The organism is Pantoea sp. SM3640 (genome assembly GCF_015654165.1).
GTDB classification, from domain to species: Bacteria; Pseudomonadota; Gammaproteobacteria; order Enterobacterales; family Enterobacteriaceae; genus Pantoea; species Pantoea vagans.
Map to the genome: position 1 here is coordinate 1,467,374 of NZ_CP064872.1, position 17,976 is coordinate 1,485,349.

Annotated in this window: 12 protein-coding genes, 1 tRNA gene and 1 other RNA gene; 9 read left to right on the top strand and 5 right to left on the bottom strand. The window is 56.4% G+C overall.

Annotated features, from left to right (window positions below; translation table 11 throughout):
* Positions 1-21 precede the first annotated feature (21 nt).
* The 4 genes from tcyJ to IV493_RS06690 all read left to right on the top strand — a co-directional run bounded on the left by tcyJ (position 22) and on the right by IV493_RS06690 (position 3,777).
* Complete coding sequence (gene tcyJ, locus IV493_RS06675; protein ID WP_013358252.1) at positions 22-822, top strand: cystine ABC transporter substrate-binding protein; 801 nt, start codon at positions 22-24, stop codon at positions 820-822.
* Positions 822-1,490: a cystine ABC transporter permease gene (gene tcyL / locus IV493_RS06680; RefSeq protein ID WP_013358251.1), complete on the top strand. Its 669-nt coding sequence runs from the start codon at positions 822-824 to the stop codon at positions 1,488-1,490. Before tcyJ ends, tcyL begins: the two co-directional genes overlap by 1 nt.
* Positions 1,487-2,239, top strand: a complete 753-nt coding sequence (tcyN, locus tag IV493_RS06685) for an L-cystine ABC transporter ATP-binding protein TcyN (protein WP_013358250.1) — start codon at positions 1,487-1,489, stop codon at positions 2,237-2,239. Before tcyL ends, tcyN begins: the two co-directional genes overlap by 4 nt.
* A 464-nt stretch (positions 2,240-2,703) precedes the next feature.
* Positions 2,704-3,777, top strand: coding sequence for an acyltransferase family protein (locus IV493_RS06690; RefSeq protein ID WP_195857956.1), 1,074 nt, complete (start codon positions 2,704-2,706; stop codon positions 3,775-3,777).
* Between the two features lie 1,147 nt (positions 3,778-4,924).
* Here the strand turns inward: IV493_RS06690 and putA are convergent.
* The gene (gene putA / locus IV493_RS06695; RefSeq protein ID WP_195857957.1) at positions 4,925-8,872 is read right to left on the bottom strand and encodes a trifunctional transcriptional regulator/proline dehydrogenase/L-glutamate gamma-semialdehyde dehydrogenase; all 3,948 of its coding nucleotides are present in this window, start codon (positions 8,870-8,872) and stop codon (positions 4,925-4,927) included.
* 451 nt (positions 8,873-9,323) lie between these two features.
* Between putA and putP the strand changes: the two genes are divergently transcribed.
* The 5 genes from putP (at position 9,324) to phoH (ending at position 15,630) form a co-directional block, all read left to right on the top strand.
* Positions 9,324-10,808 (top strand): sodium/proline symporter PutP, encoded by a 1,485-nt coding sequence (putP, locus tag IV493_RS06700; protein WP_095707017.1) that lies wholly within the window; start codon positions 9,324-9,326, stop codon positions 10,806-10,808.
* A gap of 191 nt (positions 10,809-10,999) precedes the next feature.
* Positions 11,000-11,824, top strand: coding sequence for an iron uptake transporter permease EfeU (efeU, locus tag IV493_RS06705; RefSeq protein WP_095707018.1), 825 nt, complete (start codon positions 11,000-11,002; stop codon positions 11,822-11,824).
* A gap of 55 nt (positions 11,825-11,879) precedes the next feature.
* Positions 11,880-12,992 (top strand): iron uptake system protein EfeO, encoded by a 1,113-nt coding sequence (efeO, locus tag IV493_RS06710; protein WP_195857958.1) that lies wholly within the window; start codon positions 11,880-11,882, stop codon positions 12,990-12,992.
* Between the two features lie 2 nt (positions 12,993-12,994).
* Positions 12,995-14,272: an iron uptake transporter deferrochelatase/peroxidase subunit gene (efeB, locus tag IV493_RS06715; protein WP_195857959.1), complete on the top strand. Its 1,278-nt coding sequence runs from the start codon at positions 12,995-12,997 to the stop codon at positions 14,270-14,272.
* A gap of 569 nt (positions 14,273-14,841) precedes the next feature.
* Positions 14,842-15,630, top strand: a complete 789-nt coding sequence (phoH, locus tag IV493_RS06720) for a phosphate starvation-inducible protein PhoH (protein ID WP_003852284.1) — start codon at positions 14,842-14,844, stop codon at positions 15,628-15,630.
* Between the two features lie 192 nt (positions 15,631-15,822).
* Here phoH and IV493_RS06725 read toward each other — a convergent pair.
* The 4 genes from IV493_RS06725 to IV493_RS06740 form a co-directional block, all read right to left on the bottom strand.
* A non-coding RNA gene (locus IV493_RS06725) (RtT sRNA) lies at positions 15,823-15,950 on the bottom strand.
* Positions 15,951-16,163: 213 nt separating this feature from the next.
* Positions 16,164-16,251, bottom strand: a tRNA-Ser gene (locus IV493_RS06730).
* A 271-nt stretch (positions 16,252-16,522) separates the two neighbouring features.
* Positions 16,523-17,056: a peptide-methionine (S)-S-oxide reductase MsrA gene (gene msrA, locus IV493_RS06735; protein ID WP_013358241.1), complete on the bottom strand. Its 534-nt coding sequence runs from the start codon at positions 17,054-17,056 to the stop codon at positions 16,523-16,525.
* 59 nt (positions 17,057-17,115) lie between these two features.
* Positions 17,116-17,682: a flavin reductase family protein gene (locus tag IV493_RS06740; protein WP_033783350.1), complete on the bottom strand. Its 567-nt coding sequence runs from the start codon at positions 17,680-17,682 to the stop codon at positions 17,116-17,118.
* Between the last annotated feature and the right edge of the window lie 294 nt (positions 17,683-17,976).

Sequence of the window (17,976 nt, forward strand, 5' to 3'; positions counted from 1 at the left end):
ACTGTCAATAATGGGGTGAATATGTCCTTTTCTCGTGCAGGTCGTCAGATGGTGATGGGCGTCATGGCGGTGGCGCTGATCGCAGGCGTCAACGTTAAAACTTTTGCAGCCGAAAACCTGCTGAACAAAATTAAAGAGCGCGGCACGCTGCTGGTGGGTCTGGAAGGGACTTATCCGCCATTCAGCTTCCAGGATGAAAAGGGCAAGCTGACCGGCTTTGAAGTGGAATTCGCGGAACAGCTGGCGCAGCACATGGGCGTTAAGGCGAGCCTGAAACCGACCAAATGGGACGGCATGCTGGCCTCACTCGACGCGAAGCGCATCGATGTGGTGATCAACCAGGTCACCATCTCTGATGAGCGTAAGAAGAAGTATGACTTCTCCACGCCATACACGGTTTCCGGCATTCAGGCGCTGACGATGAAAGCCAACGCGGGCACCATCACTAAACCGGCCGATCTGGCGGGCAAGAAAGTGGGCGTGGGCCTCGGCACCAACTACGAGCAGTGGCTGCGTGAGAACGTGAAGGGCGTGGACATCCGTACTTATGATGATGACCCCACAAAATATCAGGATCTGCGCTCAGGCCGTCTGAATGCCATTCTGGTTGACCGTCTGGCTGCGCTGGATCTGGTCAAGAAAACCGGCGATACCATGGCAGTTGCGGGTGATGCCTTCTCCCGTCAGGAATCGGGTGTTGCGGTGCGTAAAGGCAACGACGATTTGCTGAAAGCGATCGATCAGGCCATTGCTGATATGCAGAAAGATGGCTCGCTGAGCAAGCTGTCTCAGAAATGGTTTGGCGCGGACGTGACGAAATAATGCAGGAAAGTCTTCAACTGGTGCTGGATTCAGCACCTTTTTTATTAAAAGGCGCGCTGTTTACGCTGCAGCTCAGCATCGGCGGCATGTTCTTCGGACTGCTGCTGGGCTTTATTCTGGCGCTGATGCGTCTGTCGCGCTTCTGGCCGGTTCGCTGGCTGGCGCGGATTTATGTCTCGATTTTCCGTGGCACCCCGCTGATCGCCCAGCTGTTTATGATCTACTACGGCCTGCCGCAGTTTGGCATTGAGCTGGATCCGATTCCGTCGGCAATGATAGGTCTTTCCCTGAACACCGCCGCGTATGCCTCTGAGTCACTGCGTGGCGCAATTGCATCGATCGAGCGTGGACAGTGGGAAGCGGCGGCGAGTATCGGTATGACCCGCTGGCAGACCCTGCGCCGGGTGATCCTGCCGCAGGCTGCGCGCACCGCGCTGCCTCCGCTGGGCAACAGCTTTATCAGCCTGGTGAAAGATACCTCGCTGGCGGCGACGATTCAGGTGCCGGAACTGTTCCGCCAGGCGCAGCTGATCACCTCGCGCACGCTGGAAGTCTTCACCATGTATCTGGCGGCCTCGCTGATTTACTGGGTGATGGCAACGGTGTTGTCTGCGTTGCAGAACCGGCTGGAACAGCATGTTAATCGTCAGGATTCGGAGTCGAAATGAGCGCCATCGAAGTCAGAAAGCTGGTGAAATCCTTTAACGGCCAGAGGGTGCTGCACGATATCGACCTTGATGTGGCCGCTGGTGAAGTGGTAGCGATTATCGGCCCCAGCGGCTCGGGTAAAACCACGCTGCTGCGCAGTATCAACCTGCTGGAAGTACCGGATAGCGGCACCATCCGCGTCGGTGAGATTACCGTGGATGCAGCGCTGGCACAGAGTAAGCAAAAGGAGCAGGTGCGTCGTCTGCGTCAGCAGGTCGGGTTTGTTTTCCAGAACTTCAATCTGTTTCCCCATCGTTCAGTGATGGAGAACATCATTGAAGGGCCGGTTATCGTTAAGGGCGAAGCGAAAGCGGATGCGGTAGCCCGCGCCCGCACGCTGCTGGAGAAGGTCGGGCTGCACGGCAAGGAAGAGAGCTATCCGCGTCGTCTGTCGGGTGGACAGCAGCAGCGCGTGGCGATCGCGCGTGCGCTGGCAATGCGGCCGGAAGTGATCCTGTTTGATGAACCGACCTCGGCGCTGGATCCGGAGCTGGTAGGAGAGGTGCTCAGCACCATTCGCGCACTGGCTGAAGAGAAGCGCACTATGGTCATCGTCACGCATGAGATGAGCTTTGCCCGCGACGTCGCTGACCGCGCTATTTTTATGGATCAGGGACGCATTGTGGAGCAGGGCGAGGCAAAAGCGTTGTTCAGTAATCCTCAGCAGCCGCGTACCCGTCAGTTTCTCGATAAGTTCCTCAGTCAGTAACCTCACTGCCTTCCCTGGAAGGCAGTTTTAACCGCCTTAATAACCTCACTTTTTAAACGATAACGGGCGGCTGTCAGGATAATGCGCGCCTTAGTATCACAACCTATTATTCAGCCGTTAAACCTTTTGCCACATCTGACAAATCTTTTCCTTTCATCAGATATTTAATGGTTTTTCCTGATGCCGCTTTCTCTTATTTATATTTGCTGCAACATGAAACATTATTATCCTTTAGTCTGGCTGTGGCGCTGATAATTAGCCTGTTTGCATTCTGATTAATAAGTGTAAGGAAAGGTTCTGCTGAGTAAATAACTGTGGCATCAGGGCCATCCGGCGGCTTTTAAGAGTTTCGCTACATCCATCATCGGTTCAATGGCGAATAATCGCTGGATAATCATAAAAGCAATACTGATTTCCTCGCTTTTACTTTCCAGCATTCTGACCTACATAGCAGGAGTCATTGAATGAGCCAGACTAAGTCAGACCAGATATTATGGGTAGATACCCTGAAGGGCGCCTGCATATTGCTGGTGGTCCTGTACCACACGGTGTTACCGGGTTTTGAAGGGACGATTAAATATCTTTCTGCCGGATGGATTCCCGCTGAAATATGGATACAGTTTAATACGGTCCTGTCGCCGCTGCGTATGCCTGCCTTTTTCTTTGTGTCGGGATTGCTGGCGACCAATGGCATTATTAACCGCCCCTGGAAACAGGTGTTTACCAGTCGTATCACCAATCTCTTTTATCTCTATATTCTGTGGGGGTTTATTCAGTGGTGGTCGATTATCGGCATCTCCACTGAAATTACCGGCCAGCGCATTTCGCAGAATCTGAATGCCGCCTATGCCGGTTCGCTGTTTGAATTTCTCAAGCTAACCTTTATGGCCATGAGTACCTCGTGGTATCTCTATGGGTTGGGACTCTATTTCCTCTGCGCCAAAATTTTCCGTCAATATAAGCTGGCCCTGGTGGCGGTGGCGATTCTGTTGAATTATCTGGCGGTTGAAAAAGTGATCCCGTTCTGGGGACCGCAGAGCCTGGCGCAATATTTCCTGTTCTTCCTGTTAGGAGCGTTCTGGAGCCAGACCATGCTGCGCCTGAGTGAATGGCGGCGGGAGAACCTGATGCCCTGGGCGCTACTGGCGGCAGTCGCCGGGATTCATGTGATATTCGGCCTGGATAAGAGCCTGTTCCTGTGTGTGCTGGCGGTGTTGTTCAGTATCGCTGCCTGCCGCTGGCTGAATCAGCATTTCAGCATGCGCTATCTCAACTGGGTCGGCCGCAATACGTTGCAGATTTACGTCATCCACCGTATTTTCATCGAGTTCTTTGGGATGTCCGCGATTCTGTTCGCGCAGCGGCATCATCTGTTTGAGCAGGCGTGGTTTTCGTTCCTGTGGGCCTGCTTTTATCCGGTGGCTATCGTGGGGCTCTGTTCGCTCTGCTCAGTGGCGATCTGGTCGCTGACCAATCGCGGGGTGGGGCAGTCGCTGTTTGTGTTTCCGACGCTGGTTAAGCGGGCGCATAGTGGGTGAGTTTCGCTTTGCAGCGAGGTGCGCCTGGCGGCAGGCAGGTTTCGCTGCGCAGCAGCTACGATTAGCAGCGGGCTTGCTATGAGCCGGGTACGCGTTGCAGCGGGCTGGCTCTGAGAAGGTTACGCCCGCCAGGCGATGGGGAGTTTCAGGGTGCCTGTGCAGGCGGACGCGTTAAGAGGCGTATGCCCCTTAACAATCCCGGCGGGTAGCGGCCCGCCAGGTCTTGAGTTCGCTGCGTGAAAGGGCACTGAGAGGGATTTCGTTCGTTAGGCGAGCTGGGCATGCTTTGCAGCGTGCTGGCACTGAGAAGGTTTCGCCCGCCAGGCGGTCGGGAGTTTCAGGGTGCCCGTGCAGGCGGACGCGTCAAGGAGCGGACACCCGCCCCTTAACAATCCCGGCGTCCGGCAGCCTGCGCGCCCCGCTGTGCGGGGTGCCCTCGTCACACCCTGCGGCCGACGGACCGTCCGGACGCGCCATCCCTGGCGCGAACCGTCCTCTCGCCGACGTCCTGTCGGCTCATCCTGGCCTCCGGTTGTTCCTCAGCGCTTCGGATGCCTCTCCCAAACCCCCACCTGTAATACCTTCTTTGTTTTTTCGGATGGTGTGTTGTCTGCTGGACTGAAAGCCAAAGCCAAAGCTAATCACGGAATCTTACCGCTACAATCTCAGTGCCCGAAGAAGACGTGATTACCACGGATAGAGTGTAAGGCCTTTCTGACTGCTGAGCCTGAAGCCAGAGGCAATCCTGAAAAACCACAGCGATAAAGTACCCAACACAAGAAGAAGAGATAACAGCGAGGGGTCAGGGAGGCCGTCAGAACCGCTGAGCGGATGAGGGATTTCAGGACGAGCGACAGGGATGTCGCGAAGAGGCGGGTTCGCGCCAGGGATGGCGCGTCCTGCCGGTCCGTGAGAAATCCTGAAGAAGCGAAGGAACCGCGAAGCGGCGGTGAAGCAGGCCGGAGCCGGGGGTCAAGGGGCGCGGCGACTGGCGCCCCTTGTCGGTCGCCTGCAGAGGCGTTACTGAAACTGCCCAACTGATCAGGCGAACGAAACCCCTCTCAGAGCCCGTTCGCGCAGCGAACCACCCCAGCTTCAGCGCCGCAGCAGCCCGTTCGCGCAGCGAACACTCTCCGGCGAACGCTTCTTACCCAATGGTCATCAGACTCGCATTACCACCCGCCGCCGCGGTATTCACACTCAGCGAGCGCTCAATCAGCAGACGCTCAAGCAGAAGATTGGTTTCGCCACGGGCGAAGCCCTGCACCGAAACAATCGCGCCGTCACGCGCTGCGATCTGCTCACAAAGTGTACGCAGCTGATCGGCATCGCCGTGATAGATCACCGCATCAAACTCTGCCACTAACGGGTCACGTGCCAGCGTGATGCGCGCTTTCACGGCATCAGGCAGCGAGGCCCGCAGCGCGCGATGCAGCTCATCATCCTGCCACAGCGCTTTACTGCCCACGCTGGTGACCGCAGCCAGCTGGATCAACGCATCCTGCTCATTGTCCGCCAGACAGAGCACCAGATCGCGCGGCAGCAGCGAGAAGGTGTTGCGCTCGCCGGTCGGGCCAGGCAGCAGACGGACCACGCCCGCCTGGGCCAGCTCGCCATAGTGCTGGCAGAGTTGCGCCAGTTCAGGCTTATCTTTCGCCCAGTTGCTCAGCGCCTGATGCGGTGCCAGCAGCGACTGACGCAGCGTGCTGTCTGCCGGACGCTCGGCATCCTGACGATCAAAGGTCAGGCGCAGCGCGCCATCCGGACGACTGGCCAGCAGGCGGTAGAGATAGAGCGGACCGCCGGCTTTCGGACCGGTTCCGGATAAGCCTTCCCCGCCAAACGGCTGGACGCCAACCACCGCGCCCACCATGTTGCGGTTAACGTAGAGGTTACCGACACGGGCGTTGGCCGTAACCTGTGCGATGGTCTCGTCGATGCGGGTATGCACACCCAGCGTCAGGCCATAGCCGGAGGCGTTGATCTGCTCAACCAGCTTCGGCAGGTTGTTACGGGTGAAGCGCACTACATGCAGCACCGGTCCAAAAATCTCTTTGTCCAGATCGCTGACCTGATTCAGCTCAATCAGCGTCGGTTTGACAAAGGTGCCGCTGGTCCACTCTTTGCTGTCCTGCGGGTTATCCTGAACCGCCTGGTAAACCGTGAAGCCCTTGTTACGCATCGCCTGAATATGGCGATCGATATTGGCTTTTGCCTCGGCATCAATCACCGGGCCGATGTCGGTAGAGAAGCGCTCCGGATTGCCCATGCGGCACTCCGCCATCGCGCCGCGCAGCATCTTCAGCGTATGGTCGGCGACATCTTCCTGAATGCAGAGCAGACGCAGGGCAGAGCAGCGCTGTCCGGCACTGTCGAAGGCCGACGCGACGATATCGATCACCACCTGCTCAGTCAGCGCGGAGGAGTCAACGATCATCGCGTTCATCCCGCCGGTCTCCGCAATCAGCGGCACCGGGCGACCGTGTTGATCAAGACGACCGGCCAGATTCCGCTGCAGCAGGGTGGCGACTGCGGTTGAGCCGGTAAACATCACGCCACGGACCCGATTGTCTCCCGTCAGCTGCGCACCCACGGTTTCACCCTGACCCGGCAGCAGTTGCAGCACGCCCGGCGGTACACCCGCATCCAGCAGGATCTGAACTGCCTGTGCGGCAATCAGCGGCGTCTGCTCAGCCGGTTTGGCCAGCACGCTGTTGCCTGCTGCCAGTGCAGCCGCAATCTGGCCGGTAAAGATCGCCAGCGGGAAGTTCCACGGGCTGATACAGACCACCGGACCCAGCGGACGATGCGTTTCGTTGTCGAAATCGTCACGCACCATACCGGCGTAGTAATAGAGGAAATCAACCGCTTCGCGCACTTCCGCGATGGCGTTGTTATAGGTCTTGCCTGCTTCACGCACCAGGATGCCAAGCAGCTGCTGCATCTGGCCTTCCATAATCTGTGCGGCGCGTTCCAGAATAGCCGCACGCTCCTGTGGTGGGGTGGCAAACCAGATCGGTCCGCTGTTCACGGCGGCATCCAGCGCCACAGAGACTTCCTGCTCTGTGGCTTCACGTACCTGACCCACACGATCGTTTGGTGCAGCCGGGTTCAGAATGTCGCGCAACTCACCCGCACCCGCTTCACCGTCGATCATCGGCTCGGCCAGGCAGGGCTGTGCGGCACTGCTCAGCAGGGCGCTGGAAAGTGAGGCGAGACGGTGCTCGTTAGCCATATCCAGACCCGCTGAGTTCACGCGGTTCTCGCCATACAGCTCACGCGGCAGAGGGATCTTCGGATGCGGCAGGCCAATGGCGCCTTCGCTGATCCCCAGTTTCTCGACGGCAGTCACCGGATCGGCTACCAGCTCATCAATCGGCAGCGAGGTATCGGCAATGCGGTTTACGAACGAGGTATTGGCTCCGTTTTCCAGCAGTCGACGCACCAGATAGGCCAGCAGGGTTTCATGGGTCCCGACCGGCGCATAGATACGACAGGGGCGATTCAGCTTGCCGTCCGCCACTTTGCCGACCACCTGCTCATACAGCGGTTCACCCATGCCGTGCAGACATTGGAACTCATACTGCCCCGGATAGTAGTTATTGCCTGCCAGCTGATAAATCGCGGCCAGGGTGTGGGCATTGTGCGTAGCAAACTGCGGATAGATCAGGCTGGGAACAGAAAGCAGTTTGCGGGCGCAGGCCAGGTAAGAGATATCAGTGTAAACCTTACGGGTGTAAACCGGGTAGCCTTCCAGACCTTCCATCTGGGCGCGCTTGATTTCGCTGTCCCAGTACGCGCCTTTCACCAGACGGATCATCAGACGACGGCGGCTGCGTTGCGCCAGATCGATCAGCTCATCGATCACAAATGGACAGCGTTTCATATAAGCCTGAATCACGAAGCCGATGCCGTTCCAGCCTTCCAGCTCTGGCTCGAAACAGAGTTTCTCCAGCATATCCAGCGACAGCTCCAGCCGGTCAGCTTCCTCTGCGTCGATGTTGATGCCGATGTCATAGGAGCGGGCCAGCAGCGTCAGTGATTTCAGAATAGGGTAGAGCTCTTCCATCACCCGCTCATACTGCGCGCGGCTGTAGCGGGGATGCAGAGCTGAGAGTTTGATGGAGATGCCCGGGCCTTCATAAATGCCACGACCATTCGACGCTTTACCGATGGCGTGAATCGCCTGCTGATAAGAGAGCAGATAGGCTTTGGCATCGCCTGCGGTCAGGGCCGCTTCGCCCAGCATATCGTAAGAGTAACGGAAGCCTTTCTCTTCCAGCTTGCGGGCGTTCGCCAGCGCTTCAGCAATGGTTTCACCGGTGACGAACTGCTCACCCATCAGACGCATCGCCATATCCACGCCTTTTCGGATCAGGGGCTCGCCGCCCTTACCGATGATGCGGTTGAGCGAGCTGGAAAGATTCGCCTCGTTGTGGGTCGAGACCAGACGGCCGGTAAACAGCAGGCCCCAGGTCGCGGCGTTGACAAACAGCGACGGGCTGCGGCCCAGATGCGATTGCCAGTTGCCGTTGCTAATCTTGTCGCGGATGAGCGCATCGCGCGTTGGCTTGTCAGGAATACGCAGCAGCGCTTCGGCCAGGCACATCAGCGCCACGCCTTCATGTGAAGAAAGAGAGAACTCCTGAAGCAGGCTTTGCACCATACCGGCGCGTCCGGTCGCACCTTTCTGGTGCCGAAGCTTGTCGGCGAGCTGATAAGCCAGCTGATGGGTTTTCTCTGCCAGCGCTGCCGGTAAGCGAGCCTGCTCCAGCATCATTGGCACTGCATCGGTCTCAGGACGACGCCAGGCGGCGGTCACTGCTGAACGCGTCACCGACTGAGGTAAAATCTGCTCTGCGAAGTCAAGGAACGGCTGGTGTGTCTCCTCTGGCTGGGTGTCGTCAGACTCGGCCGCCGCCTGTGCAGAAAGCGGGATCTCCGGCACGGCATCGCCGCTCTCCAGCTGGCCCAGGTAGTTAAAGATGGCCTGTTTAATCAGCCAGTGTGGCGTGCGATCAATACGCTGCGCAGCCAGTTTGATGCGCTCACGTGTTGCGTCATCCAGTTTCACACCCATGGTGGTTGTAGCCATGACTCCAGAGCTCCTTGATAGTGGTTCGATACGGCGTTGGCTGCACTATCACTTAAGTTGCAACTTTGTGCAACCGTGTTAAATGTGAGCCAGTTAACACCCTTCTTACATCGGCAATTGTTAAATCCCGCAATGCGGCACGGATATTGCTGCAAGATCCTCGCCTGGTCGGCAGGCCCGATAAAAAGCGGGTTTACGGCCGGTTATACAGAGGTACAACCGGATAACTGTGAGCGAGTGCAACCTATCAGCACGTTTTCACAAACGGTTAGTGAAATCACTGTAACGCCTGTGTTAAATCCATTGTGCGCGGAACGCCTTTCCGGCAGGATACCGCGCCGCTGGGAAATGACTGACGCCCTGACGAAGAAAATCGACCCGCTTTGCCCCGTTCCGGCAGGCGGGTAGCTGGCGATTTCTCTGGGATATCAAATAATAAGTGGAGAGACAGATGAGTGTAAGTACACCAATGCTGGTGACCTTTGTGGTTTATATTCTTGGGATGGTATTAATCGGTTTTGCGGCTTATCGCTCGACCAAAAACTTCGATGATTACATCCTCGGTGGCCGCAGTCTGGGTAGCGTGGTCACGGCACTCTCTGCCGGTGCATCCGATATGAGCGGCTGGCTGCTGATGGGCTTACCGGGTGCCATCTTCATTTCCGGCATCTCTGAGAGCTGGATTGCGATTGGCCTGACCATCGGTGCCTGGCTGAACTGGAAAATCGTGGCCGGTCGCCTGCGTGTTCAGACCGAGCATCACAATAATGCCCTGACCCTGCCGGACTTCTTTACCAGCCGCTTTGAAGACCACAGTAAAATTCTGCGCGTCATCTCCGCTATTGTGATTCTGGTATTCTTCACCATCTACTGCGCCTCGGGCGTGGTGGCCGGTGCGCGACTGTTTGAAAGCACCTTTGGTATGGATTACCAGACGGCTCTGTGGGCGGGTGCAGCGGCAACCATCCTCTATACGCTGGTGGGCGGTTTCCTGGCGGTGAGCTGGACCGATACCGTTCAGGCAAGCCTGATGATTTTTGCGCTGATCCTGACGCCGGTGTTTGTCATTATCGCAGTAGGCGGCTGGTCCGATTCGCTGACGGTGATTGAGGCGAAAAGCCTTGAAAACCTCGACATGCTCAAAGGGCTGAACTTCGTCGCGGTCATCTCCCTGCTCGGCTGGGGTCTGGGCTACTTCGGGCAACCCCATATTCTGGCGCGCTTTATGGCGGCAGATTCGCATCGCTCTATTCGCACCGCACGCCGTATCGGTATGGCGTGGATGGTGCTCTGTCTGGCGGGCGCGGTGGCAGTCGGCTTCTTCGGTATTGCCTACTTCCAGAACAACCCGACCCTGGCAACCGGCGTCAATGACAACGCTGAGCGCGTCTTTATCGAGCTGGCACGCATTCTCTTCAACCCGTGGATTGCCGGCATTCTGCTGTCAGCGATTCTTGCTGCCGTAATGTCCACACTGAGCTGTCAGCTGCTGGTCTGCTCCAGCGCCCTGACTGAAGACCTCTATAAAGGCTTCCTGCGTAAAAATGCCAGTCAGAAAGAGCTGGTATGGGTAGGGCGTCTGATGGTGCTGCTGGTGGCGCTGATTGCGATTGCGCTGGCGTCGAACCCGGAAAACCGTGTGCTGGGCCTGGTAAGCTACGCCTGGGCGGGCTTTGGTGCGGCGTTTGGTCCGGTGGTACTGTTCGGCGTCTGCTGGAAGCGTATGAACCGCAACGGTGCGCTGGCGGGGATGATCATCGGTGCCCTCACCGTACTGGTATGGAAACAGTATGGCTGGCTAGGACTGTATGAAATCATCCCTGGCTTCATTTTCGCCAGCATCGCGATTGTGGTCTTCAGCCTGATGGGTCGTGAACCGTCAGCCGAAGCGCAGCAGCGATTTACTGCCGCAGAAGCGGAGTTCCAGACCAAATAAGCGAAGCGTTAGTCATGAAAGCCCGCGCCGTAAGGAGCGGGCTTTTTTTGTTACAAAGATAAATCACCCAAAGATGAAATTATCTCCGCCGGTAACTTGTTTTTTTCGCAGCGATAATGATAATCGGTATCGTTTACACTTTACCTGATTTTACTGTTCATTGACGCTGCTTAACATTCAAGAGGTTGGCGATGTTTGTTCCTTTTCTCATCATGCTGCGCGAAGGGCTCGAAGCCGCGCTGATAGTCAGCCTGATAGCCAGCTATCTCAAGCGCACCCAGCGCACCCAATGGTTTCCGGCGATGTGGGCGGGCGTGTTTATCGCCGCTGCGCTCTGTCTGGGCCTTGGCCTGTTCATCAATGCCACTACCGGTGAATTCCCGCAAAAAGAACAGGAGCTGTTTGAAGGCATTGTGGCGCTGATTGCGGTGGTGATCCTGACCTCAATGGTGTTCTGGATGCGCAAAGTGGCCCGCAACATCAGGGTTGAACTTGAGCAGGCGGTGGATCAGGCGCTGCAACGTTCAGGGCGGGGCGGTCTGGCGCTGGTGCTGATGGTGTTTCTTGCCGTGGCACGTGAAGGGCTGGAGTCGGTGTTCTTCCTGCTGGCGGCGTTTACGCAGGATGTCGGTTATGCGCCACCGATTGGCGCGGTACTGGGGCTGGCAACCGCCGTGGTGCTGGGCATGCTGCTTTACTGGGGCGGTATCCGTCTGAACATGGCGCATTTCTTCCGCTGGACCAGCGTCTTCATCCTGTTTGTCGCGGCGGGCCTTGCAGCCGGTGCGATTCGCGCCTTCCACGAAGCGGGATTATGGAATCGCTTTCAGGATGTGGCCTTCGATCTCAGCAATACCTTATCGACCCATTCGCTTTTCGGCACGCTGTTGGAAGGCATTCTGGGTTATCAGGAGACGCCAAGCGTTAGTGAAGTGACGATTTACTTCGTCTACCTGATCCCGGCGCTGATTCTGTTCTTTATGCCTGCGCGTCCTGCTGCGTCGGCCACGGTGTAATCAGACATTTTTTTGGCGCGCCCGTCGCGCCTGCAACTTAACAGGGAATATCGAGATGACAATGCGTTTCCGCCGCAAGGCACTGCTGCTTCCTCTGCTGGCAATCTCCGCATCGGCGACCGCAGCGGTTCCTCAGGTTACCGTAAGCGTCAATGACAGGCAGTGTGAGCCGATGAGCCTGACGGTTAAGGCTGGCAAAACCCAGTTCCTGATTAAAAACAACAGCCAGAAAGCGCTGGAGTGGGAGATCCTCAAAGGCGTGCTGGTGGTGGAAGAGCGTGAAAACATCGCGCCGGGCTTCAGTCAGAAGCTGACCGCTAATCTGGAAGCGGGCGAATATGAGATGACCTGTGGCCTGCTGAGCAATCCAAAAGGCAAGCTGATTGTAAAGGGTGAGGGCGCAGCGACAAGCAGCACTTCCGCACGTATGCAGCTGGAAGGGCCGATCACCGAATATAAAGCTTATGTAACGGAGCAGGTTAACCAGCTGGTGAGCAGCACTCAGGCGTTCACGGACGCGGTTAAAGCGGGCGATGTGGAAAAAGCCAAAGCGCTGTTTGCCCCGACCCGTCAGTACTATGAGCGCATTGAGCCGATTGCTGAGCTGTTCTCCGATCTCGACGGCAATATCGATGCCCGTGAAGATGACTACGAGAAGAAATCAGCCGATCCGAAGTTCACCGGTTTCCACCGTCTGGAAAAAGCCCTGTTTGCTGATAACAGCACCAAAGACATGGCGGACTACGCGGATAAGCTGAATAAAGATGTGAAAGATCTGCAGGTGCGCATCAGCGAACTGGCTTTCCCGCCAGCCAAAGTCGTCGGCGGCGCAGCTGGTCTGATTGAAGAAGTGGCTTCCAGCAAAATCTCCGGCGAAGAAGATCGCTACAGCCGCACCGACCTGTGGGATTTCCACGCCAATATTGATGGTGCACAGAAAATCGTTGAGCTGCTGCGACCGCTGGTGAGCAAAGCGAATCCGCAGCTGCTGGCCAAAGTTGACGCCAACTTCAAAAAAGTGGATGCGATCCTGAGCAAGTACCGCACCCAAACCGGTTTCGAATCCTATGAGAAGCTGACCAGCGCCGACCGTAACGCGCTGAAAGGGCCGATCACCGCCCTGGCGGAAGATCTTTCATTACTTCGTGGCACTCTGGGTCTGGATTAATCATGAGTCGTAAGGAAGATGACGCGCAGCCTGCGCGTCGTCGTTTACTGAAAGGACTGGGTCTGCTGGGCGGCGCGGCGGCCATCGGCGGCGGCTGTCCGTTCCATACCGCTGCCGCTGACAGCTTTTCGCCGGGTACGGTGACGCCGCAGGCGCGACAGCAGACGCAGCCGTTTTATGGTCAGCATCAGGCGGGTATCACGACGCCCCAGCAGGCATCAATGATGCTGGTGGCGTTTGATCTGCTCAGCAGCGATAAAGCTGAACTGAAGCGTCTGTTTCAGCTGCTGACCCAGCGTATCGCTTTTCTCACGGCGGGCGGTCCGGCACCTGCGGTCACCAATCCGCAACTGCCTCCGATGGACTCCGGTATTCTGGGGGCGACTATCGCGCCGGATAATCTGACGATTACTGTGTCGGTCGGGCATTCGCTGTTTGATGAACGCTTTGGTCTGGCGCCGCATAAGCCGAAAAAACTGCAGCTGATGACGCGCTTCCCCAATGATTCGCTGGATGCCAGCCAGTGTCACGGCGATTTGCTGTTACAGCTCTGTGCCAACACGCAGGATACGGTGATTCATGCCCTGCGTGACATCATCAAGCATACGCCCGATCTGCTGGGTGTACGCTGGCGGCGCGAAGGTTTCATCTCCGACCACGCGGCACGCAGTCAGGGGCAGGAGACGCCGATCAATCTGCTGGGCTTTAAAGATGGCACGGCGAATCCGGATACCCGTGATTCTGCGCTGATGAATCAACTGCTTTGGGTGACCGCGGACCAGGAAGAACCGGTCTGGGCACGCAACGGCAGCTATCAGGCCGTGCGGCTTATCCGCTTTCACGTGGAAATGTGGGACCGCACGCCGCTGGGTGAGCAGCAGACCATTTTTGGCCGCGAGAAGCTGAGCGGTGCGCCGCTGGGGATGAAGCATGAGCGTGACGTGCCGGATTACGCCCGAGATCCGGACGGCGATGTGATTGCACTGGATGCGCATATCCGCCTTGCTAACCCTCGCACACCTGAGACGGCCAGCAGCCTGATGCTGCGACGCGGCTACAGTTACTCGGCGGGTATCTCCGCCTCCGGCCAGCTGGAGATGGGGCTGTTATTCGTCTGCTACCAGCACGATCTGGAACGTGGGTTTCTTACCGTGCAGCAGCGTCTGAACGGTGAAGCGCTGGAAGAATATATCCGGCCTTTTGGTGGCGGTTACTTTTTTGCTTTGCCCGGTGTCCCCGACGCCAGCCATTATTTAGCGCAGCCGTTGCTGGAGTCCTGATTAAATTTTAACCATCGCAGGCGGCTCATCCCTGACCGCCTGCCTTTTCGGTTTCAGCACTTTGCTTACTGAGTTTTCGCTGAGATTAAGCCGTTGCCTGATATATATAAAATAATCTAAGTGACTGTAATATATGAATTTTACATTTATTCTTAAAAAAATAGTTACGTGTGATTAGCAATTCCTTTGCCAGCAGGTAAAATTACTATTGCAAAAGTCCAACGAAATGATGCACTTTATTCAACAGGCGTAATCGGATGTGTCGATGTATCACACTGGAGTTCGCGCATGGGTCGAGTCTTTTATGGAACGTTACTGTCACTGAATAAATTGCGCCTGACCGCGAGGACAATTCTGCCTCGTTATTTCTCCCTTCCTTCAACCATTTCTTTTGTCTTAGCACAGCCTGTTTTATCCGGTATTCAGCCACGCTATTGCGCTGCTGCATACCCACTATCCTGTCCTGTCATGGCTCAAAAGGAAGCCAACTGAAACCTCTAAAGCGTTCACGTAATCGCAACGGGCCACCGGCCTCGCGCAGGAAATGAAACCAACTGAAAGGTGCCACTATGGGAAGACAGAAAGCAGTGATCAAAGCGCGTCGTGAAGCCAGAAGAGTGCTTCGCAGTGACTCACGCAGTCATCGTCAGCGCGAAGAAGAGTCGGTCACTTCGCTGGTGCATATGAGTGGACTGGATGCCATTGGCATGGCGCGCGATACGCGCGACCGGCTGCCGATTGAAGCCCGTAATGAAGCTCAGGCGCACTATCTCAATGCCATAGGAACGAAACAGCTGATCTTCGCAACCGGTGAAGCCGGATGCGGTAAAACCTGGATCAGTGCTGCGAAAGCGGCTGAGGCCCTGATTAATAAGGATATCGACAGGATTATCGTTACGCGCCCGGTACTGCAGGCAGATGAGGATTTGGGCTTCCTGCCCGGTGATATTTCTGAGAAATTCGCCCCTTATTTCCGCCCGGTTTATGACATTCTGGTTAAACGTCTTGGCGCATCATTTATGCAATATTGTCTGCGTCCGGAAATTGCCAAAGTAGAGATTGCGCCCTTCGCCTATATGCGTGGCCGCACCTTTGAAAATGCAGTGGTAATTCTGGATGAGGCGCAGAACGTGACCGCCGCGCAGATGAAAATGTTCCTGACCCGACTGGGCGAAAACGTCACAGTCATTGTTAACGGCGATATTACCCAGTGCGACTTGCCCGCTGGGGTGCCTTCCGGTCTCGCGGACGCGCTGGCGCGTTTTGAAGAGGACGAGATGGTGGGCATTGTGCGCTTTGGCAAAGAGGATTGTGTGCGTTCTGCGCTGTGTCAGCGCACCCTGCACGCATATAGCTAGCGTTTGATTGAGTAGAAGTGTAGCGCCCAAACCCGGCCCCGGCCGGGTTTTCTTATTGTGGGGTAGCGTCGCACGCTCCGCTGTCCAGCATGCTGCGCATGTTGTCGAACCCCGGCGGGGGGTCTCACCCCCTCTCGCAATGCAATATGCAAAAAAAAGCCTGAACATAAGTTCAGGCTCTTCTTTAGAATGTGGCGGTGAGAGGGGGATGGATTCGGTTCGCTCACCCTGCGGGCAGCGTCGCAGGCTCCGCTGTCCAGCATGCTGCGCATGTTGTCGAACCCCGGCGGGGGTTCTCACCCCCTCTCGCAATGCAATATGCAAAAAAAAGCCTGAACATAAGTTCAGGCTCTTCTTTGAATGTGGCGGTGAGAGGGGGATGGATTCGCTGCGCTCACCCTGCGGGCAGCGTCGCAGGCTCCGCTGTCCAGCATGCTGCGCATGCTGTCGAACCCCGGCGGGGCTTCTCACCCCCCTTACTGTGCAATAGGCAAAAAAAAGCCTGAACATAAGTTCAGGCTCTTCTTTGAATGTGGCGGTGAGAGGGGGATTCGAACCCCCGATACGTTGCCGTATACACACTTTCCAGGCGTGCTCCTTCAGCCACTCGGACACCTCACCACATTTACTTCGCTGACCGCGCTGGGTCAACGGGGCGGTACTATAGGGAGTCGGCTGAAAAGGGTCAAGCACTATTTTTTTCTTTCGATCTATTCGCTTAAGCTCTGAACGAATCGATTTACTGCGGCTTAAAATCGGGCATTTATGCGCCATATTCCACAGTAATAAAGAAGCCGATCGGGTCATGTTAAGAACCGCGTGACGACTGAAATAACCCGGAGCGACGTCCGGGCCTGTATCCCAGCCGGACGCCGCTCCGTCAGACGCTAAATCAGCTCTTCACCCGATTAGCGAAGCTTTTACGCAGCTTCTGCAGTTTCGGTGGGATGACCGCCATGCAGTAACCGTTGCGCTGACCGGCGCCTTCCCAGTAATCCTGATGATAGGCTTCAGCCGGATACCACTCTTTCAGCGGCTCAATGGTGGTCACAACCGGCACATCATGATCAGCCTGGGCGCGTTCAATGGCGGCGCGCGCTTCTGCTTCCTGCTCGGCATTCGCCGGGAAAATGGCAGAGCGATACTGGGTGCCGATATCATTGCCCTGACGGTTCAGCTGGGTCGGATCATGCGTGACAAAGCTGATATCCAGCAGATCGCCATAAGTTACCTGCTCCGGATCAAAGCCAATGCGGATCGCTTCTGCATGACCGGTTGCGCCACTGCAGACCTGCTCATAGGTCGGATTAGGACGCGCACCACCGGTATAGCCGCTTTCAACCGACTCTACGCCGATCACATCTTTAAATACCGCTTCGGTACACCAGAAACAGCCGCCAGCGATAACTGCGTATTCGATTGCCATAATAATTTACTCCTGTCAGGTCGAAAGAGGTGAATGGGGGCGCAGCAGAGCGCTTTCAACTAGATGAGCATCTCCGGTTTAAAATCTCCGCTCTTATCCAGCATTTTATCGCTCATCACGCTAAACCGGCCTTCACCGGTGTAGTGCAGGGTCGGGGGATATTCCGGCTGCTCAGCGACGTGCGCTTTGACGATCTCAAAAATAAACAGGTTGTAGCGGGCGACCATGGCGTCGTCATAAAGCTGGCATTCAAAGCTGGCAAAACATTCGGCAATCATCGGCGCACCCACTACCTGAGCCGGCTCCGGCGTCAGGCCAAACGCTTCAAACTTATCAATACTGTCACCGTGGCTATTGCCGACAGCCACCACTTCATTAATCAGCGAGGCGGAAGGAATATTCAGCACGCACTGACCGCTGTTGCGGATCAGCTCGTGGCTGTGATTCATACCGGCAATCATGCAGCCGACCAGGGACGGCGAGAACTCCAGCACCGTGTGCCAGCCGAGCGTCATGATGTCATGCTGATCCTGATACTGCGAGCTGAGCAGCAGCACCGGTCCCGGCTCAAGGTATTTGCGGGCTTTGCTGACCGGAAAAGCATATTTGTGCATGCGTTGGCTCATGGCGTAGCTCCTTTAACGGAAGGGTGCCATTAAGTGTAGAGCACACTGCGGGTGCGGCGGAAAGGTCAGCAGCCATAAAGGCAAGGTCAACGGGGAAACAGGGCAGAGCAGACATTTTTAACGACAGTCTCACGAGCTTAAGGTTTCCTTAATATGCAGTCGCGATACTGCCTGCTTTAACGGAGGATAATGCTATGAAAACTGCGCCTGCTACCCTGTCTGTCACTGCTTCACGTCCGATGAGCGAATATGCGGCACTGCTGATCGCCGCAGCAACGGTTGTTCTGTTCCTGT

Coding starts and splice junctions, on each gene's coding strand:
- IV493_RS06690 (WP_195857956.1), top strand. CDS start 2,704: ATGAGCCAGACTAAGTCAGACCAGATATTATGGGTAGATACCCTGAAG.
- phoH (WP_003852284.1), top strand. CDS start 14,842: ATGGGAAGACAGAAAGCAGTGATCAAAGCGCGTCGTGAAGCCAGAAGA.
- tcyJ (WP_013358252.1), top strand. CDS start 22: ATGTCCTTTTCTCGTGCAGGTCGTCAGATGGTGATGGGCGTCATGGCG.
- putA (WP_195857957.1), bottom strand. CDS start 8,872: ATGGCTACAACCACCATGGGTGTGAAACTGGATGACGCAACACGTGAG.
- efeU (WP_095707018.1), top strand. CDS start 11,000: ATGTTTGTTCCTTTTCTCATCATGCTGCGCGAAGGGCTCGAAGCCGCG.
- tcyL (WP_013358251.1), top strand. CDS start 822: ATGCAGGAAAGTCTTCAACTGGTGCTGGATTCAGCACCTTTTTTATTA.
- efeO (WP_195857958.1), top strand. CDS start 11,880: ATGACAATGCGTTTCCGCCGCAAGGCACTGCTGCTTCCTCTGCTGGCA.
- msrA (WP_013358241.1), bottom strand. CDS start 17,056: ATGGCAATCGAATACGCAGTTATCGCTGGCGGCTGTTTCTGGTGTACC.
- IV493_RS06740 (WP_033783350.1), bottom strand. CDS start 17,682: ATGAGCCAACGCATGCACAAATATGCTTTTCCGGTCAGCAAAGCCCGC.
- tcyN (WP_013358250.1), top strand. CDS start 1,487: ATGAGCGCCATCGAAGTCAGAAAGCTGGTGAAATCCTTTAACGGCCAG.
- putP (WP_095707017.1), top strand. CDS start 9,324: ATGAGTGTAAGTACACCAATGCTGGTGACCTTTGTGGTTTATATTCTT.
- efeB (WP_195857959.1), top strand. CDS start 12,995: ATGAGTCGTAAGGAAGATGACGCGCAGCCTGCGCGTCGTCGTTTACTG.